This is a genomic window from Acinetobacter sp. SwsAc4, from assembly GCF_013391535.1.
Lineage (GTDB): Bacteria > Pseudomonadota > Gammaproteobacteria > Pseudomonadales > Moraxellaceae > Acinetobacter.
Window position 1 is genome coordinate 37255 of the sequence record NZ_JACAXC010000016.1, and the last position, 21863, is coordinate 59117.

Below are 21863 nucleotides of genomic sequence, written 5' to 3' on the forward strand. Positions count from 1 at the left end.
ATGCTTATTCGAAAATAGGATTGCCTACTGGTTTTTTAGCTCCATGAGCAAGCTAAAGTTTTCCAGACGTTTTTGTGTATCGTAAATATCACAGGTGAAGATAAACTCATCTACATCATATTGCGCGGCAATTTTTTCCAGTCCTGTTTTGACAGTTTCCTGTGAACCAATTTGAGCCATTGCATAGAAATTCTGGATGGCGAGTTGCTCAGCGCTGCTTGCCAGACCTTGTATTGATTCAGTTGGCGGTTTGAGTTTTAGACTGTGCCCCCGAATCAGGTTTAAAATACGCTGATAAGAACTGGTAGCTAAATATTGTGCTTCTTCATCAGTTGCCGCAACGACTGTTGGTACGCCCATTGACACATAAGGTTTATCAAGATATTCAGATGCTTGAAAATTCTCACGGTAAATTTCGATTGCTTGACCTAACATGCGTGGAGCGAAATGTGATGCAAAAGAATAGGGAAGTCCCAACTTTGCAGCAAGCTGTGCGCTAAACAGACTTGAACCTAGCAACCAGACAGGTACATGAGTGCCTTGACCTGGGGTGGCAATAATTTTTTGGTTGGGTTGTGGCTCTTTAAAATATTGCAAAATTTCCATTACATCCTGAGGAAATTGATCTTCAGTTTCTTGACGCCCGCGTCGTAATGCACGCATCGTCATTTGATCAGTTCCTGGAGCACGCCCCAAACCAAGTTCAAAACGATTTGGATAAAGTGTTGCTAAAGTCCCGAATTGTTCTGCAACAACTAATGGTGCATGATTAGGTAACATGATGCCACCAGAACCTAAGCGAATTTTGTGTGTATTTGCTGCGATGAATCCTAGTAAAACTGCCGTTGCGGAACTCGCAATTCCATCCATATTGTGATGTTCAGCTAACCAGAAACGTTCATAACCAAGCTTTTCAGCGTGTTGAGCAACTTCTAGTGCATGACGAAGTGAAAATTCAATACTTTTATCGTCTCTGACAGGAGCTAACTCCAAAATTGAAAATTTGATTTCTTGTAGTGACTTCATTTTTTAACTCTCAAAATCATATATCGAAATAATACGATATAAGTTTGGTTTTGTATATCGAATATTGTCGATATTTGTTGCGCATTGGATAAAATAAAAAAAGCGCCCGAAGACGCCAAAAGAGAAAGTGTTAGGATTTGATGATTAATCTTTATATCAACCACGGTGATAGCCATTATCATGACGGTAATGATGACGAGATTTATAGTATCTACGATCATCATAAGAACGACGGTTGTCGTAACGGCGCTCGTCGTAAGAACGACGATTTTCGTAGCGGCGGTCTTCTTCACGATCTTGACCAACTTTTTGACCTAAAGCCGCACCACCTGCTGCACCCAAACCAGCACCAATATAGCCGCCACTCGTTCCACCGACATTACGTCCAACGGTGTAACCACCAACACCACCTAGTCCACCACCAATGGCGGCTTCAGTGCGATCACGTTTATTGCTTGATGCTGCTGCACCACCAGCACCACCAATTGCGGAACCAATCATAGCACCTGTATTACCGCCAAGTTGTTTACCAACTGCTGTACCAACAATACTACCAAGTGCTGAAGTTGCTGCAACACGTGCTGTATTATCTGCATGTGCAACAGTCATCATTGATGAGGTTGCTAAGATGACGCTACATAACCACATATTCGATTTCATGGTGAAACTCCTTATCCATTCTTTTGGACAGTATTCTTTTGCTTGAGACAAATGTAACAGGACTTTTAAGTGGAAATATGGAGCGCAATAGGATGATTGAGAGAGTTTGGCAAGAGTTTTGTATATGTTCTATTACAAATGAACAGATTGTGAATAAATTATAAAAAATAAGAATGAGTAAGCTGTAAGCAACGATGCCTAGCTGAATCGAGTACAATAGACTGAGTTTGAGATGAGGATATAGTTATGCTGTTGGAAAAAATTTTGCAATCGCAAGGCTTTGGTTCAAGAAAGTATTGCCAACAGATAATTAAAAATGGTTCTGTGCAGATTGAAGGACAAGTTTGTGAAAACCCTAAACAGAATATAAATACGGATCAGCTTTGTTTTCAAGTATTTGGCGAAGAATACCAATATCGAGAACATCTCTACATTGTTTTAAATAAACCGAAGGGCTATGAATGTTCACATCAGGCAACGCATCATAAAAGTGTATTTAGCCTACTGCCTGAAATTTTGATCCATCGGGGTATTCAATGCGTGGGAAGACTAGACCAAGATACCACAGGATTATTGTTATTGACTGATGATGGTCAATATTTACAAGCCTTAACCAATCCGCGTAAGCATGTGCCAAAAGTTTATCATGTAACGACTGCCGATCCGATTTCAGCTGAGCAATTAATAGCTTTAGAACAGGGAGTTGAGCTAAGGAATGAAAAAGGTATTTATGCCGCAACCAATCTTCAACTATTTTCCACACATCAATTGGCAATGACAATTCATCAAGGTGTCTACCATCAAGTTAAACGTATGCTTGCCGCAGTCGGAAATAAAGTTGAGCTTTTACATCGCCAACAAATAGGATTACTTGAGCTTCCTGAATTACCAGAAGGTGAATGGATTTATCTTACATCTTCGCAAAAACAATTGAGTCAAAATATTGCTTTAGATATCGAGTAACTATTTTAAAAAACAGTGAAAGGTCTTGAATTCATCATCTTGAATAAATCCCATTTGTTCATAAAGACGGCGAGACTCATAATTATTTTTTTGTGTTTCGAGACTAATTCTTTGTGCATTTTCATGGCGAGCAAAAAGGATTGCGGTGTCAATTAATTGCTTAGCCGATCCTTGTTTTCGATAAGATGGGGTTACATAAACATCATCTAAAATATAATAGGTTTCGCAAGAAACAGATGAAAAAGCAAGGTACAGTAAAACAAAGCCTGTGAGCACATCATCTTTAACGTGAATGAAAATGACACTATCTTTATTTTCGAAACGATGTTTTAGAAATCGATAGGATTGTTCAATATTGGATGATGTACCATAGAATTGACGGTATTCATCAAACAAGACAGCAAGTTGGTGAAGATCTTCTTTTGTTGCTCGTTTAACAATCATTCCTGTCCATCCTTGCATTTATAATTTTATTTGGACTATCAGAATAACGAAAAAATTTAAGCTTAAAAAATAAAAACTTGTTTATAAATGCAACATTGTTAAGTTTTGTCACTTTCACCTAACAGTGCATTCAATTCTTCAAATAGATCTTCATGATCGTCTTCAACGTCCAAATCTATAGCAGTTGAAGGATTATTTATTGCTGCATTTTTGGATTTACGGAGCTTGAGCAACTGTTCCATATTAATGTTTTGATTTTCAATCGCAAAAGGAATTGATTTCGTCAACACAACTTGTTTAAAGAAAAGACGAACAGCTTGAGCAGGGGATATACCTAGCTGCTTAAAAACAGCAAAAGCTTGTTTCTTTTCCTGTGAATCAAGGCGAACTTGATAAACTTCTGTTTTTCGCATACAGAATACGACCAAATATTTTTAATTATCGTCATGTATTCTAAACCATTGCAATGTAATTTCAATATTTCTGAAGTGAAAAAATAGCAATTTTGTCATTACATTGTATTTACAATATCAATTCAAATTTAGAATTGAAATGCATTTCTTGATTTAAAACGGGATCGATAAAATAAATCTCTTTTGCTAACAACTGGAGCGGTTGTTCAAAGTCATCATCGGCTTTATGTGCGACAACTGGATAAAACGGATCATTTAAAATTGGAATGCCTAAGTAATTAAGGTGCACACGCAATTGATGTTGTTTACCCGTCTTGGGTTTAAGCTGATATTTTGCGTAATGTTGATTGTGTTCTAAAAGCGCTATCAAAGTTTCAGAATTCTGAGGTTTTTCAGAATTAATTTGCATCGTGTAAAACGGCTGACCTTTTTCTAAATGGAGCTGTAATATTTGTGGAAAATGTAATTCAGCTCGATAAGCTGCAATCGCGTGATAGATTTTTTGCACTTTTCGATCTGCAAAAAGTTGTTGGTAGATTCCGCGCGATTCAGGTTTCTTGCTGAATAAAACCACGCCTGCCGTTTCCCGATCCAGTCGATGAATCGGGGTCAGATCCTCATATCCAGTTTGCTTTTTTAAACGTACTAATAATGTTTCCTGAACATATTGTCCAGTTGGGGTCATAGTAAGAAAGTGGGGTTTATCAACCACGAGTAAATGTTCATTTTCGTATAAAATCTCATGCTGAAAAGGCACATGAGTTTCTTGAGCTAAGAAACGATAATAAAAAATATGGCTATTGGGCGTATAGTGACTTTCTATGCTTAAGATGTCACCATCAGCCGCATAAATTAACTGATCAGCAAAGCGCTGCTGCCATTCACTGGCTTGAATATGCGAGAAGTGTTGGCAAAGATATTCAAAAATGGTAGGTGCCGAAATATTTTGAGGTAAAAAGACTTTACTGGCACTAACAGCATTGATGAGAGGCGGGGAGAAATTTTTGTTGTTAAGTTTCATCTTCAATACAATGTTGCACTAATTTTTCTGTTTCTTTCGGAGGACTAACTTTCCATTTTCATAGGAAACCTCATCATATTCTTTGTAAACAGCAATAATGAGAGCAAGCCCAATTGAAGCAGCTGCAATAATAGCTACAATTTCAACTCCTGTTAGTGCCGCTACTGGTGCAGCAGCAAAAGCAGTTATACCACCTGTAAATGGTGTCGCAGCTAATGCTGCTGTTAATATCCCAATTGTTACAGTACCAGCAAGGGCAATTTTCTTTGATTTTTTGAGGTCATTAGCAAGTTTGCCAGTAACAATGATCTCTGTAATACCTTGTTCTTTAGCTGACTTGAGTTCTTCTTTTGTTGAAACAGTTTTAGGTGTCATGAGTTCCTCTTTTAAAAATAGGTTGCATGTTAAATGTATATTAATTGATAGGGCTATTAATTAACAAGTTAGGCTTTAAAGCAGGGCAATGTTATCATAGCTGCCATCCCAATTTTGTTTTATTTGCCATGTCGTATTCAGTGAAATTTACCCTAAATCATGAACAAGACACTCAACGTTTTGCACAAGTCTTATCTCAGCAGATTCGTTCAGGCATTATTTATTTGATTGGTGATCTTGGTGCTGGTAAAACGACTTTCACACGCTACTTTCTTCAGAGTTTGGGGCATCAAGGCTCAGTAAAAAGCCCGACATATACATTGGTTGAGCCTTACACCATCAATGGTCAAGAAGTTTTCCATTTTGATTTATACCGATTAGATGATCCATATGAATTAGAGTTAATGGGTATTAGAGATTATCTTGAAACACCAAATGGGTTATTTTTATTTGAATGGCCATCAAAAGGTGGTGATGAAATTCCACAGGCTGATGTTGTTATTGATATACAAAAATCAGATGATGAGTTAACTCGTTTTGTCACGCTAACCACTGAATCCGAATCTTTATCTCAAACTTTGCAGGAACAATTGAATGGCGCATGATTCAACTCGTCGTATTCATACCCTTGATGCTGCCTTAGCCAACCAGATTGCTGCGGGTGAGGTGATTGAACGTCCATCATCAGTTGTTAAAGAATTATTAGAAAATGCAATCGATGCTGGCGCAACCGAACTTATTATTCGGGTAGCGCAAGGTGGTTCGACCCTGATTGAAATCATTGATAATGGCCATGGAATTCATCCTGAAGATTTACCATTGGCGGTGATGCGGCATGCGACAAGTAAAATTAAAACATCGGAAGACTTGCATGCAATTGTTAGTTTAGGCTTTCGTGGAGAAGCATTAGCTTCGATTGCTGCAGTATCACGTTTGACGTTGACCAGTAGTCAAGATGAACAAGGCGTGGGTTATCAGGTTGAAGTGAATGGAACAGCATTTGATCATCAACAAATACAGGCTGTTGCAGCACAAAAAGGTACACATATTCGTGTACAAGATTTATTTTTCAATGTGCCAGCGCGCCGAAAGTTTTTAAAAAAACCAAGTACAGAATTTGGTCATATTGAAGAAATAGTCCGTCGTTTGGCTTTGACTCATTTTGAAATTCGTTTTGTACTCGAACATAATGATAATATTCGTTTAAATTTGCCGATTGCTGATAGTGGTGAATTACGTTATCAGCGTGTCCAGCAGTTGTTAGGTCAACAGTTTATTCAAAATGCCTATTGGATCGATGCTGAAAGTATCAATATGCGTTTGTCAGGCTGGTTAGGACATCCTTCCGACGCACGAGCACAGGCTGACATGCAATATGTGTATGTGAATGGTCGTATTGTCAAAGACAAAACCATTTCGCATGCGTTACGTATGGCCTATGAAGGAATTTTGCATGGTCATCAACATTCCTCTTATTTATTGTTTTTAGAAGTTGATCCTGAAAATATCGATGTGAATGTACATCCAACCAAACATGAAATTCGTTTTTTGAACCAGCGTGAAGTACATGAGTTTGTACGGCATTATGCCAAAGCAACCTTGTCTCAATTTCAAACCGCAACTGCTGATTTAGCACAAGCGATGAAAACAGATGAAGCTGAGGCAGAAAATTTTAATTATCAGCCTCAGCCAAAATACCAAGAACAATTCAATTTACATCGAGCAGTAGCTGAGCCTGAACGACAACCCAATCAGCAGGTTGTTGTTGCGACAGATTTACTCACTGAGTTTAATCAAAGCCGCCCACAGGCAGTACAGTACAATTCAACAACTCAAGAAGCACGTTATAATGGCTCTGCACAGTTAAATAATGCACTCAAAAGCTATTTAGCGCCTTTACGTGAAGAAACAGAAGATGGAAATAATCCTGGTCCATCACGTGTAGATGAGTTTCCTTTGGGGATTGCAATCGCACAACTGCATGGCATCTATATTTTGGCGCAAAATACTGAAGGCCTGATCATTGTGGATATGCATGCGGCACATGAACGTATCTTGTTGCAGCAGATGAAGTCAGCATGGGATAAACCTGAATTTTGGACTTCGCAACAACTGCTGATTCCTAAAGTTGTTTCCATTACTCGTATGCAAGCGACTCGCGTTGAAGATTTACAGCCACAATTAGAACGTTTGGGGTTGGAAATTGATCAATACGGCGATGATCAAGTGATTGTGCGTGGTGTGCCTGCTATTTTGCATAAAGCTGACTTTAGTAATTTAATTCCAGAATTATTAAATGATCTTGACCCGAATGATGAAGCCAGAGGCCTATTACAAAAACGTGATGAGCTTCTTGCTGGTATGGCGTGTCATGGGGCTGTAAGAGCACATCGACAACTCAGTCTTTCTGAAATGAATGCTTTATTACGCCAAATGGAACAAACTGAATTTGCCAGTCAATGTAATCATGGGCGTCCAACTTGGCGCGCATTTCCATTACATCAATTAGATAAATTATTTGCTCGAGGAGAGTAGTTTTACATGTCAAATCAATTGCCCGTCATCAATTTAATGGGGCCTACCGCAAGTGGTAAAACAGCATTGGCATGCGAACTCTATGAACGCGGTAATTTCGAATTGATTTCTGTGGATTCAGCTTTAGTTTATAAAGATATGGATATTGGGACTGCTAAACCCACAAAAGAAGAGCAACAACAATACCCGCATCACTTAATCGATATTATTACGCCATTGGATGTATACTCAGCAGCACAATTTGTTGAAGATGTTTGCCCATTAATTGATGACATGCATTCGCGTGGCAAAACACCAATTTTAGTGGGCGGCACAATGCTATATTTTAAATCACTACTTGAAGGATTAGCTGATAATCTACCGAATGCGGATCAAAGTATTCGTGATGCAATTCTCGCTAAAGCTGATCTTGAAGGCTGGCAGTCTGTTTATGATGAATTGGTTTCTGTTGATCCAATTGCTGGACAAAAGTTCAAAGTTTCAGATAAACAAAGAATTATTAGGGCATTAGAAGTTTACCGAATTACAGGTGAACCAATAACAAAACTACAGGCAGAGCAGCCTAAAAATCAACCCTATCGTTACAAATTTCATAATTACGCATTGATGCCAGATCGGGTAGAATTACATCAACGTATTGAGCAACGTTTAAGCAAAATGTGGAGTATTGGATTTTTAAATGAAGTAGAGGAATTAATTGAAAAATACGATTTAAGTGATAATTTACCATCCATGCGGTCTGTGGGTTATCGTCAAGCTTTAGATTTTTTATTAAAAAGTGACCTAAGTCTCAAAAATAAAGTAGAAATGGAGAATAAAGCATTATTTGCGACACGGCAACTTGCCAAACGTCAATACACTTGGTTACGTTCTTTGCAAGAAACACACGATTTTAAAACTTACGTGACGATAAAGCAGGCGAAAGAAGACTTGCGAAACTTCTTTGGATAAAGCAAAATTCGCAGGCTGTCTTTTTATAATTTTTAGTTGAAAAATAAAGATAGTTTTTTTGCGCTGATTTAAAATTTTTTTTGGAGTTAAAAATGTCTAAAGGTCAAACTTTACAAGATCCGTTCTTAAATTCTCTCCGTAAAGAACGTATTCCAGTTTCTATTTTCCTTGTGAACGGTATTAAATTGCAGGGGCATATTGAGTCTTTTGATCAATATGTTGTTTTGTTAAAGAACACTGTAAGCCAAATGGTTTACAAACACGCTATTTCTACAGTTGTTCCTGCGCGTAACCCTCGTCCAGCTGGTGCTCAAGGTACTGGTGGCTTCCCAGCTCAAGGTGCGACTGGTGGCTTCGGTGGTCAAGGTGCTGCTGGTGGCTTTGGTGGTCAAGGTGGCGGTTTCGGCGGTCAAGGTGGCTTCGGTGGTCAAGGTGGCTTCGGCGGTCAAGGTGGCTTCGGCGGTCAAGGTGGCTTCGGTGGTCAAGGCGGCTTCGGTGGTCAAGGCGGCTTTGGTAGTCAAGGTGGGTTCGGTGGTCATCAAGGTGGCTTCGACAGCGAAACTAAATTCGAAGATGGTCAAGAAGACGAAAATAATCGTTAATTGATAATGATCGTTAAGAAAATGCCAGTCTAATTTCAGACTGGCATTTTTTTGTGTTTAAAAAGTCAGAATAAATATTATGGAAATGATTTTTGCTGCTGCGTGTTGCAGTGTACTGGTATCGATTTTATTAAAGTTTTTAAAAACAAAAGGGTTTGATGTCTTTCAAATGATCGCATGGAATTATTTGAGTGCAAGCATCTTATGTTTTTATTGGTTTAAAACTGACATCACGCATATCTCAATTCAGAATACTCCTTGGTGGCTTATTTTTCTTTTAGCTATTTTACTCCCTAGCATTTTCTTATGCTTAGCTAAATCATTGCAATTTGCTGGAATTCTTAAAACTGAAATAGCCCAAAGATTATCAGTTGTACTTTCTTTACTTGCGGCCTACTTTATATTTTCAGAACAATTTAGCCAGTTAAAATTAATTGGTGTCGGTGTTGGAATAATCGCAGTGTTCGCTATTATTTTTGGACAGGCGACTGAGAAATCGCTTAAAGGCACCAGTGTAAGATCAGCGCTTTTCCTGTTAAGTGTTTGGGCTGGATATGCTGCAATTGATGTATTGCTTAAATATAGCAGTACTTTAGGACTGCAGTTTGCACTGACATTAAATTTAACATTTATAGCTGCATTTATTTTATCAATAGGCTATCTCGCATTTGCGCAACCAAATTGGCAACCTAAAAATATATTTATGGGTCTACTTCTTGGTGGGGTAAATTTCGCGAATATTGCCTTGTATGTAAAAGCACATATGATTTTTAAAGAGTCACCTGCAATCGTATTTGCTGGAATGAATATTCTTGTCGTCATGTTAGGTGTAGTTAGTGGCGTAGTGTTTTTTAAAGAAAAACTAACTACTTACACATGGATTGGTTTATTTACTGGAATATTTGCAGTGCTGTGTTTAGCTAAATCAATGATGAATTAAGGGAGCTTTAACTCCCTTAAATTAAAATTATAAGCGAGTGAATACGACTTGATCTGGCAGTCGCGATTTAGGCAATTTTGCATTAAAGTCATTTTCACTACGATAACCTAGAGAAACAACAACGGATGCCTTTAAACCTTTTTCAGCTAATCCAAATTCTTGATTGATAGTATCTCGATCAAAGCCTTCCATTGGGGTTGCATCAATTCCTTCTAATCCTGCAGCGAATAGTAGTTGCCCAAGAGCAAGATAAGTTTGATTCTCCATCCAAGCAGAGAGATTTTTAAGTTCATTGCGATAAAACTCAACATAGCCTTTACGAGTATCTCGTTGCCCTTGTTTTGCGGTTTCATCTTTGAAGCGACCATTTAGTTCATCTTGTTGTAGTAATTGTTCTAAGTATTCAGCGCTGATATCAGTACGAGTACAAAATACAAGAGTATGCGAAGAATTTAAAACTTTTGCTGAATTATAAATATAATTACCAGTTAGGGCCTTCGCAATTCTTTGTTTCGCCTCATCGGTTTCAGCAATTAAAAAGTGCCAAGGCTGAATATTTACTGAAGAAGGGCTAAAACGCAGAACTTCGAGTAGTTTTTCAAATTGTTGTTGTGGAATTTTTTTCTCTGCATTATATGCCTTTGTTGCATAGCGTGTTTTGGCAGTAACTAGAACATCCATCCGTCTTTCACTCAATTAGAAATTTTAATGATTTTACTTGATATTAATTACATCGAAAGTAGCTAAATGTGATTTTTTATAGAGATTTAAGTTTTACGAACGGTGAATAAGTTAGTCAAAAATATTCTACATAATTACTCGATTAATATGACCATTTTTTGAAATCTAACTTAAAGTTTTCTTGTTCATTTATCTCAAGTATCCAAGCCGTATCTTCACGCCAATCACCAAGGACAATACGCTTTTTATTAATAACTTCGTGAATTTCAGGGCGATGGGTATGACCGTGGATTAAGAAATCTACTTGATAAATTGCATTTTCAACGGCATGTAGATTCACATCCATAATGTCATAACTTTTTAGTTGTTTAGTTTCACTACTTTTTTTACGAAAACCATTGGCAAGTTTTTGTCTAAAATTTAAAGGTGTGCGTTTTAGAATGCCCAATAAGATTGGATTACGTATCACTTTGCGAAAACGTTGATAAGCAACATCATCGGTACATAAAGCATCGCCATGTTCGAGGCGAAACTTCCTATGATTAATTTCTAGAATATAAACATCAGGTAAAAGCGTAGCATTAAATAGTGCTAAAAACTTCTTACCCAAAACAAAATCTCGATTTCCAACTTGGAAATAAACATGATTATTCGCAGCTGTGAATTCTTGTAAGGCTGTAATAATTTCATCTAGCCATGGGGCACTATAATCATCACCAATCCAAGCATTAAACCAATCACCTAAAATATAGAGTTGAGTGTTTTTATTTTTATATTCTTTTAATAAAGCCAAAAACCCTCGAACGAGTCGAGGGTGATCAGGTGACAAGTGTAAATCTGAAATAAACAGATAAGTCACAAAGAATCCTGTTGGATAAAATTATTCAGAGATAATTTTAGCAGATTCGATAACTACATTCTCTAAAGGAACATCAGCATGATAACCACGGTTACCAGTACGGACACCTTTAATTGCAGCTACAACATCCATACCTTCAACAACTTTACCAAATACTGCATAACCCCAACCTTGTGCTGTTTTACCAGTGTGGTTTAAGAAAGAGTTATTTTTTACGTTGATAAAGAATTGAGCAGATGCAGAATGAGGAGCTTGCGTACGTGCCATAGCAATTGTGCCTTCATCATTGCTTAAACCGTTGTCTGCTTCGTTTTCGATTGAATCACGAGTTGCTTTTTCTTTGAAGTTTTCGTCCATGCCACCGCCCTGGATCATAAAACCATCAATCACACGGTGGAAAATTACGCCGTCATAGAAACCGTCGCGTACATATTCTAAGAAATTTGCAACCGTTTTTGGTGCTTTTTCAGCGTTAAGCTCAAGAACAATACGACCTTTGTTGGTATTTAATTCGACTTGAGGAAAACTCATTACATTAATCTCCTAAACATGGGTTTGTGACCATGGGTTTTTGGTTGAGAGAAGCATAAGCAAACTGTAAACTACAAGGCAAGTAAAAAACGTTAAAATCTTTCATAAATAGCAAAGATTGCGTTTTTATTTCCCATTTTTAACTGTAAGAAGTGATTTACACCCTATGAAGCCAAATGATGTTGTTTCAGAACTGCCAAAGACCCCGACGCCGAATACTCATGCCTCTGTCGATGCCGCGCAGCAAGAACAACAGGCAGGCTTGGACTTTGTACGTCAGGTGATTACCGATGATTTAAAAGAAGGTCGTACCCAAAAAGTTGTAACTCGTTTCCCGCCTGAGCCAAATGGTTATCTGCATATTGGTCATGTCAAAGCAATTTGTTTGAACTTTGGTATTGCCGAAGAATTTGATGGTCTATGTAATTTACGTTTTGACGATACAAACCCAGATGCCGAAGAACAAGAATATGTTGATGGTATTGCCAATGATGTGAAGTGGTTAGGTTTTAACTGGAATGGTGAGCCTCGCTATGCTTCTGGTTATTTCGATCAACTTTACATGTGGGCTGTTCAATTAATTGAACAGGGGGATGCCTATGTGGACTTGCAAACACCTGAAGAAATCAAGTTGAATCGCGGTAGCTTTGTGGAGCCAGGTAAAAACTCACCATACCGTAATGCGACTGTGGAAGAAAATCTGGCGCGTTTTGAGCAAATGCGTAATGGTGAGTTGGGCGAGGGCAAGGCGGTTTTACGTGCCAAAATTGATATGGCAAGCCCGAATGTACATATGCGTGATCCAATCCTTTATCGCGTATTACATTCAGAACATCATCAAACAGGGGATAAATGGAAAATTTATCCAATGTATGACTATGCTCATCCATTATCAGATGCTATCGAAGGAATTACGCATTCTTTATGTACATTAGAGTTCCAAGATCATCGTCCATTCTATGACTGGATTATCGAAAAAGTTCACTCTGATGCAGTTCCTCGTCAGTATGAGTCATCGCGTCTAAATGTGGATTATACGATCACCTCTAAACGTAAACTACGTAAATTGGTTGAGGGTGGTTATGTGAATGGGTGGGACGACCCACGTATGCCTACTGTTGTTGGTATGCGTCGTCGTGGTTTTACTCCAGAAGGTTTACGTGATTTCTGTAAGCGTGTAGGTGTGTCTAAAACGGATGGTATTGTTGATGTAGCAATGCTTGAATTCTGTATTCGTCAGTCATTAGAAAATACCGCAGCACGTGGAATGGCTGTACTAAATCCACTTAAAGTGACTCTGACGAATTTAGCTGAAGAGTTAGATCTAACGCATGCCCGCCATCCAAACGTAGATATGGGTGAGCGAATTATCCCTTTAACTCGTGAAATCTATATTGATCGTAAAGACTTTGAAGAGGTTGCACCAAAAGGATTTAAACGTTTGATTCCAGAAGGCGAAGTGCGTTTACGCCATGCTTATGTGATCAAGTGTGATGAAGTAATCAAGGATACCAATGGTGAAGTAATTGAGCTTAAATGTTCAATTGATCCTGAAACATTAGGCAAAAACCCTGAAGGTCGTAAAGTCAAAGGGGTTATTCATTGGGTCTCTGCAACGAAAGGTATACCTGCTGAAATTCGTATTTACGATCGTTTATTTACCGAAGCTGCGCCAGATGCAGATGATGACTTCTTAGCAAATCTTAATCCTGAATCATTAAAAGTTGTGCAAGCTGTGATTGAACCTGCTTTAGCTCAGGCAAAGCCTGAAGATCGTTTCCAATTTGAACGTGAGGGGTATTTTGTTGCAGATCAACATGATCATCAAGCTGAAAAACCAGTGTTTAACCGTATTCTTGATCTTAAAGATAGCTTTAAAGTAGAGAAGAAATAACCTTTAGGTGAATTTGAACTCTTTTTAGCTCGAAGAATTTAGTTCAGACATGGAAAAGCCCAATTTTAAATTGGGTTTTTCTATTATATTATGGATTTATGTGATAGAAATAAATAATCATTGAAATAAGTAAAGCCGTCGACATGAATAAATAAGTATTAATTGAGTGAAAACTTTTTATTAACTTGATCATATTTTTATTCCAACTAAAAGAGTGTAAATGAATAATGTTATTTTATTGCTTTTTTAGAAAATAGCTTGCGAGTACTGTCGTTACTTATTGGTCTTAATGTTTGTTTCTGTAATAAAATTTCAATAAGTGTAATATTCTATTTTTTAAATAACTCATTTAAGTTAGGCAAATAGTATGTCTAAATTTATCATAAACATACTGTTTTCGAGTCATGAATTCAACCATCAAGTTTTTCTAAAAAAAATTCAATAATTGCCCTGCATTTACTTTCTAATTGTTCAGCATAATCTAAATTAGCTTGTCGTAACTGAGGAATTGATAAGCCTGCATGCCGTATTTCACACGTATGCCCAATGAGCCATTTCTCAAAACTGTGTTGGTTTATCTCAAGATGAAATTGTAAAGCTAGAATATTATTTCTCACGGCGAATGCCTGATTTGGATAAATTTCTGAGCTAGCGAGTAAAGTTGCTTGTGATGGTAAATCGAAAGTATCACCATGCCAGTGTAAGACATGAATATTTTCTAATCCTGATAATGGGTTTTGATCAAGATTTTTTATTTCTAATGGGCTCCAACCAATTTCTTTTTGATGACCTGCGTAGACTTTTGCACCTAATGCATGTGCGATCAATTGTGCGCCTAAACAAATACCAATAGTTGGTTTATTCGCATTCAAGCGTTGCTTAAGGCCTTCAATTTCTTCTATAAGAAAAGGGTAGTCTTCAGTTTCATAAACACCAATTGGTCCACCAAGGATAATGGTAAGACCTTCATAATTTAAAGCGGGTTTAAGATCATCCACACCCGCTTCAAAATAACGAAAACGGAAACCGAGTTGATAAAAAATATCTTCTAATGAACCTAAATCTTCAAATGCAAGATGTTGAATTGCATAAACTGTTTTAGGCAAAGAAATTGAAGTATCCATAATCTGTGTAATCACTATAAATAGAGCTTAGTTAAGGCATTTTTTGTTCAAGCCAAGAAAATAAATCCTCATATACTTTCTTTCGCACAGGCGGTGCAGATAAGACTAAATCATGTAAGCCATTTTTGATTGCTAAGGTTTGTACATCACCTTTCATTTTCTTTGCATTGTGTGTCATATCTTTGACATCTAAAATCACATCACTTTGCTGGGCATCAATTCCCCATTTTTTAGGGTATTTGGATTGATGTGAATGCATGATCAGGGTTGGAATATTCAGTGTAATCCCTTTATGGATTTCTTTTTGCGCTTCATGGATGGCATGAACAAAGCACAGTTGTACAAATGGCGTGGATTCAGGTTTCCATTCCAGATTGAACTCCCATTCACCATGAAAGTTTTTATGTAAACTTGGTACATACCACGGATTCAAGCCACTTGGAAACTTGGCATTTGGGAAGCGTTTGCCAAATTCACTCAGCAAAGGAATGCCCACTTTTTTCTCAATGATACTCTTAAAGAAATCATAAAATGGACTATTTGCCCATAACGCCTTAACCAGACGATGGTCAGGATAATGTGCTGCATATAAGGTTGTGATCAAGCCACCTGTTGAATGTCCAGCAAGCAATACCTGATTATGGTTTTCCTGACCAATAATCTCTAGTGCCTTGCTAATTTCAGCATCATATTCACGTAAATCCCGCACGTAATACAGGGTTTGATGCGGTAATTTTGAGCGACCATATTTTCTGAGATCGAGAGCATAAAAATCATAACCATGCTGGTTAAATTGTTCTGCCATTTCTGTTTGGAAAAAATAGTCAGAAAAACCATGAATATATAGAACTGCTTTCTTGGTGGCTTGAGCTGATTTCTTGCGAACTAATGTTGCAACGACTTTCCCATCATAATCATCAGCAAAATTTAAAGTGAGTTGCTGATAATCTTCTCCCAATATATCTGTTTGATATTTATGTGAATTTGAAATGTTCATTTTGATATCTAATCTGAATTAATTAAGAAACACATTAAATGAAAATGTTTGGATGTCAATGTAAAAGTGAGATACAAACAGTTCTCAAAATCAGTTTGAGTTTTTACTTTTACAAAAAAATCGTTAAGCTATGTGCTGTTGTTTTTGACTGAAGAAATTATGAAACAAGAGACTGCACTGAAGTTACTTAAAGCTGGGGAAAATGTTTTTTTAACAGGTTCCGCGGGTGCAGGAAAAACCTATACGCTTAATCAATATATTCACTATCTTAAAGCGCGAAAAGTACCCGTTGCGATTACGGCTTCTACAGGGATCGCGGCTACGCATATGAATGGAATGACCATTCATACGTGGGCAGGGATTGGAATTAAAGATCGTTTGAGTGATGATGATCTGAAGCGTATGAAAGAGCGTAAATATTTAAAAGAGCATTTAGAAAATGCCCAAGTCTTGATTATTGATGAAATTTCAATGCTGCATGCCAAACAGCTTAATTTAGTCAATCAGGTGCTTAAATACTTCAAAGAAAGTGATGAAGCTTTTGGTGGAATTCAAGTCATTGTTGCAGGTGACTTTTTCCAGTTACCACCAGTAGGTAAGAAAGATGAAAGTAATCGAGATAAATTTTGCTTCATGTCTGAAGCGTGGGTTGAAGCAAAATTCCGAGTTTGCTATTTGACTGAGCAACACCGTCAGGATGATGAAATTTTAAATCAGATATTAAATGCGATTCGAGCACAGAGCATTCAGCAGAATCATATTTTCGCATTACAACAATCGCGTCAGCACGATATTGGCGAGACCTTTACCCGTTTATACACACATAATATGGATGTGGATAACATCAATTATCAGCATCTGAACGAAATTGAGAATGAAAGTCATCAATTTAATGCTGTTTTAGATGGTAATGAAAAATTAATCGAAACACTGAAGTCCTCGGTACGCGCACCTGAAGAATTGACCCTTAAAAAGCATGCCAAAGTGATGTTTGTCAAAAATAACTTTGATATGGGCTATATCAATGGCAGTTTAGGTGAAGTGATTGGTTTTGAGGAAGATGATAAACAAGGGATTTTACCAAAAGTCAAATTGACAGATGGAACGACATTACTTGTTGAACCAGAAACATGGTCAATTGAAAATGAAGCAGGCAAGGTGATTGCAAGTTATCAGCAAATTCCTTTACGTTTGGCATGGGCAATCACTATTCATAAAAGTCAGGGTATGACTTTAGAAGCAGCAGAAATTAATTTAACGCATACTTTTGAAAAAGGTCAGGGTTATGTGGCTTTGTCTCGATTAAAGTCACTAACTGGACTGAAATTGCTTGGGTTTAATGAACAAGCACTTGAGTTGGATAGTTTAGCAATTAAAGCAGACCGCCGTTTTCAGGAATTATCGACCGAAGCAGAAGTGAATTTTGAAAATATTGATCTAACCCCACAGCATAATGCCTTTATTCGTCATTGTGGCGGCACGCTGAATGCAACTGAAATTGCACGCAACGAGAAAAAACTTTCGAAAGGCGAAAAACAGAATTATGCAGCAGCGACTTTAGAGGAAACACGTGCTTTATTTGAAGATGGTTATGAAATTGAAGATATCGCGCATGAGCGAGGGCTAACGCCTGCAACGATTATTAACCATCTCGCGCGATTGCATAAAGAGCAAGGATTAGATATTTCCATTGCCAATCCCGGTGATGAAGTCGTTGAAGAAGTTCGTAAGATTTATAAACGTTTACACAAACGTAAAAATCCTGAGCATTTTACCGATGATGGTTCAATTAAGTTACGTCCAATTGTGGAAGCTACAAGTCCGCGTATGGCTTATGATCAAGTCCGTTTAGCGTTACTGTTTATCGAATAAGGGATTTAAATGCCTCTTACATTTTCTACAGACACCAAAATTATTGATATTGCTTTACAGTCTGGTTTTGATAGCCCTGAAGCATTTAGCCGCGCATTTAAACGTTCATTTGATCAAACCCCAAGTGCTTTTAGAGAACAGCCGCGTTGGTCGTCTTGGCATGAAAGGTTTGTTTTTTCATTACCTCCGAGAGAAATCATGATGAACGTTAATATTGTAGAAAGAGCAGAAGAGAAAATTGCATTTATTTCTCATCACGGTGCACCAGAACGTGTATTTGAATCGGCAGCACAATTTATTCAGTGGCGCAAAGAAACGGGATTATCTGCTATAGCAAAAAGCCGCACCTAGGGTATTCCATTTTCTGACCCTGAACAGACTTTAAGTGATGAATTCCGTTTTGATATTGCTGGAACAATCACGGCGGATATCCCTGAAAATACATATGGTGTAAGCACTGGTAACCATAATCAGCGCTTGAAGTAGGGGATTTTCCCGTCTTTTTTCACTACCACAACTTTGTTCATGACGTAGATGAATGTGATTTGATCACAGACATTTATTTGTTACTGAAATAAGGTTTAAGCGCTGCGAATAAGCAGAGCTGAATTATAAAATTTCAATGTCTACATATTGCTGAATTAAATTATCATCGAGCATATGAATATAATCTAAAAAAGCGACATTAAAGCTTCCAACTGTTTGAGCATGGTCATATGCCAGTTTGCCTGCAATAGCAAAGTGAATATGTGCAGCGAGCGCCGCAATGGTTGAATTCGTTACTGCATGATAAGCGGCGGTTAAGGCTCCTAGAGCGCACCCTGTTGCAGTAATTTTAGGCTGTAAATGGCAACCACCATTTACTTTGATTACCATATCCAATTGTTTGGAAATGATATAGTCAGATTCACCAGAAATCGCAACACACTCAGTATGCTGTAACAAGCTTTTTGCTTGAGCATAAACATCATGGCTATTTAATGTGCTATCAACACCTTTAGATTGAACTTGACTGCCCGCTAAAGTGCTGATTTCAGAGGCATTGCCACGGATAATCGTAGGTTGAAACTTGAGTAATTGATCGACAGTTTCACTACGCCATTTCAGGATTGCTCCATAGCCAACAGGATCGAGTACCCATGGTCTTTGTTGCTGTTGCGCTGTTTCAGCAGAAATGAGCATCGCTTGAGTTTGTTCAGTCGTCGGTGTACCAATGTTGATGCTTAAAGCTGCACAAATGTTTGTAAAATCTGCTGCTTCAAATGGATTGTCGATCATTGCGGGCGATGCACCAGCTGCAAGTAAGATATTTGCGACGTAATTATTGGCGACACTATTGGTAATACATTGTACCAATGGGGCTTCTTGCTGAAGAGCTTGCCAAGCTTCAATCACTTGTTCAATCACTTGTTCAATCAGTTGTTGTTTTTGTGACATTCATCACCCCTTAAAAATTTACAAAAATAATAGTTTAACGCGTAAAGTAGTGGTCTTGATGCTTACATCGACGACAAATCAATGAGACATAGTCTGTAGCATCATAATCGACTACAAGATCATTTGAACCGCAATACATGCAACGCTTTACTGCGTAAAAATTTAAACGAGCTTCAATCTTGCGCCAAGATTTCCAGACAGGTTGAATAAAAACACTTTCGTCATAACCCAAGAATTTAAATAATAATACTTCGCTCATTTTACTAAATGGAATGGTGTATGGGCGAGGTAATGTCGTGGTTTCCCAACGTTCAGCCAAAGCGCGTTCACGATATTGTGCTAATGTCTTTTTGAGTAAGTTGGTATTAATAAATTTATCGTTTCTTGGCTGCAATGCGTTTTGCTTATAGAGATACTCTAACGCAGTTTGGATTAAGTAAAAAATTTGACCCACTGCGAGTCCTTCCATCAAGCGATAGCAAAAGGCCTGAAAGGAGCGATTGCCTGCAATTTGAATTCCCCAAGTTCTACAATAAAACTGCATGAACTGGACGATTTCTTGATAAAGAATCAAATACAAAGCATCTTTAACTTCATCTGTTGTTTTGAAGGGAATACCTAAACTTAGATTCTCATAAAACCAATGGCGCAATTGTTGGGTTACACTAAACAAACTCGGATCAGAATAACCATCAAGCCGAAGATTAAGATAAAAATGTTCTGGTTCTAGGCTCGAATCTTGTGATTTAAAGATGCCTAATTTGAGTAACTCTTGAACGAGTTGATTTTGAAATAAATAATTGGGGGTGAAATCATGATATTTAATGTTCTTCCAGTGGATGAATTCATCATGCTGTACATCTTCACGAGCATAACTGTCCAACAAACTTAGTAAAAATAATTTATGCATAAAGCTGAGTTGATTCAGGCTATAAATCACTTCATCTTTGACTTTGTATTTACGTTGTTCTTGTAAAATGGTTTGTTGAGTTTGTTTTTTGCGCTGAGCGGTGCATTGAGCACAATGGCAATTCAGCTTGCTGTCACTTTTAAATACACGATGTTGGCAATGACTACATTCATGAAATTGGAATTCTTGTGAGTATTGCTCAGCTTCAATCCAGAACATGGATGCTTGGCACAATGGACAATGGCTACTTTCATCTAACTGCTTTTGCAGAATCTGTAAATCCATTGACAATAAACCTATATAACCACGAAATGAAAGGATTATACATTGCTCGTGCTCGGAGTGAGAAAAAGATTATTTGCACTGAAAAAGTGGTTTTGTATTGAGATTTAATCCACTGAATTTTATATAAAAGCTAAGCAGGTTGCTTATCCATTTTTTAAAATATGGTAAATTTCAAAGATGTTATTAAGTTTGTTTTAGAAGTAGAAAGAGATAAGGATGAATAATCAATATTGTTGAAATGCTCTATTGCATTAATTGCTTGTTTTACAAGTATTCTATCAGATGTCAGTACAATTGAAGGCTATTGGCGCAGTATTGATGATCGGACAGGCGAACAACTGACTATTATTGAAATCAAGAAAGCAGCGAATAACACTTATCGCGGAAAAATCGTTTATATCTATCCGAATGCGCAAGGGGCGATCGTACACATTGTGTTAACTGTCCACCGCCGTATACAGGAAAGCCACGTTTAGGTTTAGAAGTTTTAACTGGTTTGGTTGAAGGCCCCAATAAAGCAAATAGTTTTATTAATGGATTCATCTTAGAGAGCAAAACTGGAAAAGTGTACAAAGGCAAAGCTGAGTTAAGTGCTGATGGTAAGCATTTAAATATGCGCGGTTATGTTGGAATTTCAGCTTTGGGTAGAAATACGGTTTGGATATGCATAGATAGTGCGAACCCGTAATCATTTCTTTTTTAATAGATGAATTGCTTAAAATTTATTGTGATTTTAAACAATTAAATATCCACTCGTTTTGTTGACTGTCTAAGAACATTGGAATAAAAATGTATATCAGATGGATCTATTTTGCACTTAGGGAGAGCATATTATGCAAAAACATTCACTCATGAAAGGAATCGTGGGAATTTCATTTGCCCTATTCGCAACTGCTAATTTCGCGATGACACCTGAAGGCTTTTGGAAAAGTATTGATGACCGTACGGGCGAACAGCTTTCAATCGTAGAAATTAAAAAGAAACCTGATAATACTTATACAGGAACAATTGTATATCGTTACCCTGTTCCAGGTGGTAGTGTATTAACCAATTGTGCGAAATGCCCTGAGCCTTTCAAAAACAAACCTATTTTAGGACTTCAGATCGCATCAGGTTTGCGAGAAGACCCTAAAAATCCAAACCATTTTATAGACGGAAAAATACTCGAACCTAAAACGGGCAATTTTTATAAAGGCAAAGCTCAGTTAAGTGCTGATGGTAAACGTTTACGCATGCGCGGATATATGGGGATCTCTGCTTTAGGTCGTACCCAAGTTTGGATTAGGACTGAGAGTGCCAATCCTTAAAAATCTTGTAAGTTGATAGAAATATGAAGAATCTAT

Annotated in this window: 22 protein-coding genes and 2 pseudogenes; 11 read left to right on the top strand and 13 right to left on the bottom strand. The window is 37.6% G+C overall.

The features are described 5' to 3' along the window. Nucleotides 1-24: 24 nt before the first annotated feature. Both HYG88_RS09235 and HYG88_RS09240 read right to left on the bottom strand, forming a co-directional pair. The gene (locus HYG88_RS09235; RefSeq protein WP_005160926.1) at nucleotides 25-1026 is read right to left on the bottom strand and encodes an LLM class flavin-dependent oxidoreductase; all 1002 of its coding nucleotides are present in this window, start codon (nucleotides 1024-1026) and stop codon (nucleotides 25-27) included. Between the two features lie 156 nt (nucleotides 1027-1182). After that, nucleotides 1183-1686, bottom strand: a complete 504-nt coding sequence (locus HYG88_RS09240) for a glycine zipper domain-containing protein (protein WP_005160925.1) — start codon at nucleotides 1684-1686, stop codon at nucleotides 1183-1185. 246 nt (nucleotides 1687-1932) lie between these two features. Here HYG88_RS09240 and HYG88_RS09245 point away from each other — a divergent pair, with 246 nt between their 5' ends. Next, entirely contained in the window at nucleotides 1933-2649 is a 717-nt protein-coding gene (locus HYG88_RS09245) for a pseudouridine synthase (RefSeq protein WP_005160922.1), read from the top strand. Here HYG88_RS09245 and HYG88_RS09250 read toward each other — a convergent pair whose 3' ends face one another. The 4 genes from HYG88_RS09250 to HYG88_RS09265 all read right to left on the bottom strand — a co-directional run bounded on the left by HYG88_RS09250 (nucleotide 2650) and on the right by HYG88_RS09265 (nucleotide 4902). After that, the gene (locus HYG88_RS09250) at nucleotides 2650-3093 is read right to left on the bottom strand and encodes a GNAT family N-acetyltransferase (RefSeq protein ID WP_005160920.1); all 444 of its coding nucleotides are present in this window, start codon (nucleotides 3091-3093) and stop codon (nucleotides 2650-2652) included. Nucleotides 3094-3191: 98 nt separating this feature from the next. Continuing rightward, nucleotides 3192-3506 carry a type II toxin-antitoxin system RelB/DinJ family antitoxin gene (locus HYG88_RS09255; protein WP_005160916.1) on the bottom strand — a complete coding sequence of 105 codons (315 nt, stop codon included), beginning with the start codon at nucleotides 3504-3506 and terminating at the stop codon, nucleotides 3192-3194. A 109-nt stretch (nucleotides 3507-3615) separates the two neighbouring features. Continuing rightward, nucleotides 3616-4527, bottom strand: a complete 912-nt coding sequence (locus HYG88_RS09260) for a pseudouridine synthase (RefSeq protein WP_005160913.1) — start codon at nucleotides 4525-4527, stop codon at nucleotides 3616-3618. 18 nt (nucleotides 4528-4545) lie between these two features. Next, complete coding sequence (locus HYG88_RS09265) at nucleotides 4546-4902, bottom strand: hypothetical protein (RefSeq protein ID WP_005160908.1); 357 nt, start codon at nucleotides 4900-4902, stop codon at nucleotides 4546-4548. Nucleotides 4903-5030: 128 nt separating this feature from the next. Between HYG88_RS09265 and tsaE the strand changes: the two genes are divergently transcribed. The 5 genes from tsaE to HYG88_RS09290 all read left to right on the top strand — a co-directional run bounded on the left by tsaE (nucleotide 5031) and on the right by HYG88_RS09290 (nucleotide 9930). After that, nucleotides 5031-5507 (top strand): tRNA (adenosine(37)-N6)-threonylcarbamoyltransferase complex ATPase subunit type 1 TsaE, encoded by a 477-nt coding sequence (gene tsaE, locus HYG88_RS09270; protein WP_005160906.1) that lies wholly within the window; start codon nucleotides 5031-5033, stop codon nucleotides 5505-5507. Beyond that, on the top strand, nucleotides 5497-7437 hold the full coding sequence (gene mutL / locus HYG88_RS09275) for a DNA mismatch repair endonuclease MutL (RefSeq protein WP_005160903.1): 1941 nt from the start codon (nucleotides 5497-5499) through the stop codon (nucleotides 7435-7437). The genes tsaE and mutL overlap by 11 nt, the downstream gene beginning before the upstream one ends. 6 nt (nucleotides 7438-7443) lie before the next feature. After that, nucleotides 7444-8388, top strand: a complete 945-nt coding sequence (gene miaA / locus HYG88_RS09280) for a tRNA (adenosine(37)-N6)-dimethylallyltransferase MiaA (protein ID WP_005160900.1) — start codon at nucleotides 7444-7446, stop codon at nucleotides 8386-8388. Between the two features lie 92 nt (nucleotides 8389-8480). Continuing rightward, complete coding sequence (gene hfq, locus HYG88_RS09285) at nucleotides 8481-8990, top strand: RNA chaperone Hfq (protein WP_005160898.1); 510 nt, start codon at nucleotides 8481-8483, stop codon at nucleotides 8988-8990. Between the two features lie 79 nt (nucleotides 8991-9069). Next, nucleotides 9070-9930: a DMT family transporter gene (locus HYG88_RS09290; RefSeq protein WP_005160896.1), complete on the top strand. Its 861-nt coding sequence runs from the start codon at nucleotides 9070-9072 to the stop codon at nucleotides 9928-9930. Between the two features lie 27 nt (nucleotides 9931-9957). Here HYG88_RS09290 and HYG88_RS09295 read toward each other — a convergent pair whose 3' ends face one another. The 3 genes from HYG88_RS09295 to HYG88_RS09305 form a co-directional block, all read right to left on the bottom strand. After that, nucleotides 9958-10611, bottom strand: a complete 654-nt coding sequence (locus tag HYG88_RS09295) for an oxygen-insensitive NAD(P)H-dependent nitroreductase NfsB (protein ID WP_004962856.1) — start codon at nucleotides 10609-10611, stop codon at nucleotides 9958-9960. Between the two features lie 142 nt (nucleotides 10612-10753). Continuing rightward, nucleotides 10754-11470 carry a UDP-2,3-diacylglucosamine diphosphatase gene (locus HYG88_RS09300; protein WP_005160893.1) on the bottom strand — a complete coding sequence of 239 codons (717 nt, stop codon included), beginning with the start codon at nucleotides 11468-11470 and terminating at the stop codon, nucleotides 10754-10756. 21 nt (nucleotides 11471-11491) lie between these two features. Beyond that, nucleotides 11492-12001, bottom strand: a complete 510-nt coding sequence (locus HYG88_RS09305; RefSeq protein WP_004638567.1) for a peptidylprolyl isomerase — start codon at nucleotides 11999-12001, stop codon at nucleotides 11492-11494. A gap of 166 nt (nucleotides 12002-12167) precedes the next feature. Here HYG88_RS09305 and HYG88_RS09310 point away from each other — a divergent pair, with 166 nt between their 5' ends. Further along, a complete protein-coding gene (locus tag HYG88_RS09310) occupies nucleotides 12168-13895 on the top strand; it encodes a glutamine--tRNA ligase/YqeY domain fusion protein (protein WP_005160889.1) in 1728 nt (575 codons plus the stop codon). A gap of 410 nt (nucleotides 13896-14305) precedes the next feature. Here HYG88_RS09310 and HYG88_RS09315 read toward each other — a convergent pair whose 3' ends face one another. Together HYG88_RS09315 and HYG88_RS09320 are read right to left on the bottom strand one after the other, a co-directional pair. Beyond that, nucleotides 14306-15019: a glutamine amidotransferase gene (locus tag HYG88_RS09315; RefSeq protein ID WP_005160885.1), complete on the bottom strand. Its 714-nt coding sequence runs from the start codon at nucleotides 15017-15019 to the stop codon at nucleotides 14306-14308. 31 nt (nucleotides 15020-15050) lie between these two features. Next, a complete protein-coding gene (locus tag HYG88_RS09320; RefSeq protein ID WP_005160881.1) occupies nucleotides 15051-16016 on the bottom strand; it encodes an alpha/beta hydrolase in 966 nt (321 codons plus the stop codon). A gap of 159 nt (nucleotides 16017-16175) precedes the next feature. Between HYG88_RS09320 and HYG88_RS09325 the strand changes: the two genes are divergently transcribed. Together HYG88_RS09325 and HYG88_RS09330 are read left to right on the top strand one after the other, a co-directional pair. After that, on the top strand, nucleotides 16176-17888 hold the full coding sequence (locus HYG88_RS09325) for an AAA family ATPase (protein WP_005160879.1): 1713 nt from the start codon (nucleotides 16176-16178) through the stop codon (nucleotides 17886-17888). Between the two features lie 15 nt (nucleotides 17889-17903). After that, nucleotides 17904-18466: pseudogene (locus HYG88_RS09330) on the top strand (GyrI-like domain-containing protein); the annotation flags it as partial. A 31-nt stretch (nucleotides 18467-18497) separates the two neighbouring features. Here HYG88_RS09330 and thiM read toward each other — a convergent pair. After that, nucleotides 18498-19325 (bottom strand): hydroxyethylthiazole kinase, encoded by an 828-nt coding sequence (thiM, locus tag HYG88_RS09335; protein ID WP_005160873.1) that lies wholly within the window; start codon nucleotides 19323-19325, stop codon nucleotides 18498-18500. 34 nt (nucleotides 19326-19359) lie between these two features. After that, the gene (locus tag HYG88_RS09340; RefSeq protein ID WP_005160871.1) at nucleotides 19360-20520 is read right to left on the bottom strand and encodes a hypothetical protein; all 1161 of its coding nucleotides are present in this window, start codon (nucleotides 20518-20520) and stop codon (nucleotides 19360-19362) included. Between the two features lie 230 nt (nucleotides 20521-20750). Between HYG88_RS09340 and HYG88_RS09345 the strand changes: the two are divergent. Continuing rightward, nucleotides 20751-21208, top strand: a pseudogene (locus HYG88_RS09345) (DUF2147 domain-containing protein). Between the two features lie 145 nt (nucleotides 21209-21353). Then, nucleotides 21354-21827, top strand: a complete 474-nt coding sequence (locus tag HYG88_RS09350; RefSeq protein ID WP_005160864.1) for a DUF2147 domain-containing protein — start codon at nucleotides 21354-21356, stop codon at nucleotides 21825-21827. Nucleotides 21828-21863: the final 36 nt, after the last annotated feature.

What these genes read in the sequence shown, in the direction of transcription:
- HYG88_RS09315 (WP_005160885.1), bottom strand. Translation starts at nt 15,019, where the DNA reads ATGGATACTTCAATTTCTTTGCCTAAAACAGTTTATGCAATTCAACAT.
- HYG88_RS09325 (WP_005160879.1), top strand. Translation starts at nt 16,176, where the DNA reads ATGAAACAAGAGACTGCACTGAAGTTACTTAAAGCTGGGGAAAATGTT.
- thiM (WP_005160873.1), bottom strand. Translation starts at nt 19,325, where the DNA reads ATGTCACAAAAACAACAACTGATTGAACAAGTGATTGAACAAGTGATT.
- miaA (WP_005160900.1), top strand. Translation starts at nt 7,444, where the DNA reads ATGTCAAATCAATTGCCCGTCATCAATTTAATGGGGCCTACCGCAAGT.
- tsaE (WP_005160906.1), top strand. Translation starts at nt 5,031, where the DNA reads ATGTCGTATTCAGTGAAATTTACCCTAAATCATGAACAAGACACTCAA.
- HYG88_RS09240 (WP_005160925.1), bottom strand. Translation starts at nt 1,686, where the DNA reads ATGAAATCGAATATGTGGTTATGTAGCGTCATCTTAGCAACCTCATCA.
- HYG88_RS09250 (WP_005160920.1), bottom strand. Translation starts at nt 3,093, where the DNA reads ATGATTGTTAAACGAGCAACAAAAGAAGATCTTCACCAACTTGCTGTC.
- HYG88_RS09255 (WP_005160916.1), bottom strand. Translation starts at nt 3,506, where the DNA reads ATGCGAAAAACAGAAGTTTATCAAGTTCGCCTTGATTCACAGGAAAAG.
- HYG88_RS09245 (WP_005160922.1), top strand. Translation starts at nt 1,933, where the DNA reads ATGCTGTTGGAAAAAATTTTGCAATCGCAAGGCTTTGGTTCAAGAAAG.
- HYG88_RS09295 (WP_004962856.1), bottom strand. Translation starts at nt 10,611, where the DNA reads ATGGATGTTCTAGTTACTGCCAAAACACGCTATGCAACAAAGGCATAT.
- HYG88_RS09340 (WP_005160871.1), bottom strand. Translation starts at nt 20,520, where the DNA reads ATGGATTTACAGATTCTGCAAAAGCAGTTAGATGAAAGTAGCCATTGT.
- HYG88_RS09350 (WP_005160864.1), top strand. Translation starts at nt 21,354, where the DNA reads ATGCAAAAACATTCACTCATGAAAGGAATCGTGGGAATTTCATTTGCC.
- HYG88_RS09265 (WP_005160908.1), bottom strand. Translation starts at nt 4,902, where the DNA reads ATGACACCTAAAACTGTTTCAACAAAAGAAGAACTCAAGTCAGCTAAA.
- HYG88_RS09305 (WP_004638567.1), bottom strand. Translation starts at nt 12,001, where the DNA reads ATGAGTTTTCCTCAAGTCGAATTAAATACCAACAAAGGTCGTATTGTT.
- hfq (WP_005160898.1), top strand. Translation starts at nt 8,481, where the DNA reads ATGTCTAAAGGTCAAACTTTACAAGATCCGTTCTTAAATTCTCTCCGT.
- HYG88_RS09235 (WP_005160926.1), bottom strand. Translation starts at nt 1,026, where the DNA reads ATGAAGTCACTACAAGAAATCAAATTTTCAATTTTGGAGTTAGCTCCT.
- HYG88_RS09310 (WP_005160889.1), top strand. Translation starts at nt 12,168, where the DNA reads ATGAAGCCAAATGATGTTGTTTCAGAACTGCCAAAGACCCCGACGCCG.
- HYG88_RS09260 (WP_005160913.1), bottom strand. Translation starts at nt 4,527, where the DNA reads ATGAAACTTAACAACAAAAATTTCTCCCCGCCTCTCATCAATGCTGTT.
- HYG88_RS09320 (WP_005160881.1), bottom strand. Translation starts at nt 16,016, where the DNA reads ATGAACATTTCAAATTCACATAAATATCAAACAGATATATTGGGAGAA.
- HYG88_RS09290 (WP_005160896.1), top strand. Translation starts at nt 9,070, where the DNA reads ATGGAAATGATTTTTGCTGCTGCGTGTTGCAGTGTACTGGTATCGATT.
- mutL (WP_005160903.1), top strand. Translation starts at nt 5,497, where the DNA reads ATGGCGCATGATTCAACTCGTCGTATTCATACCCTTGATGCTGCCTTA.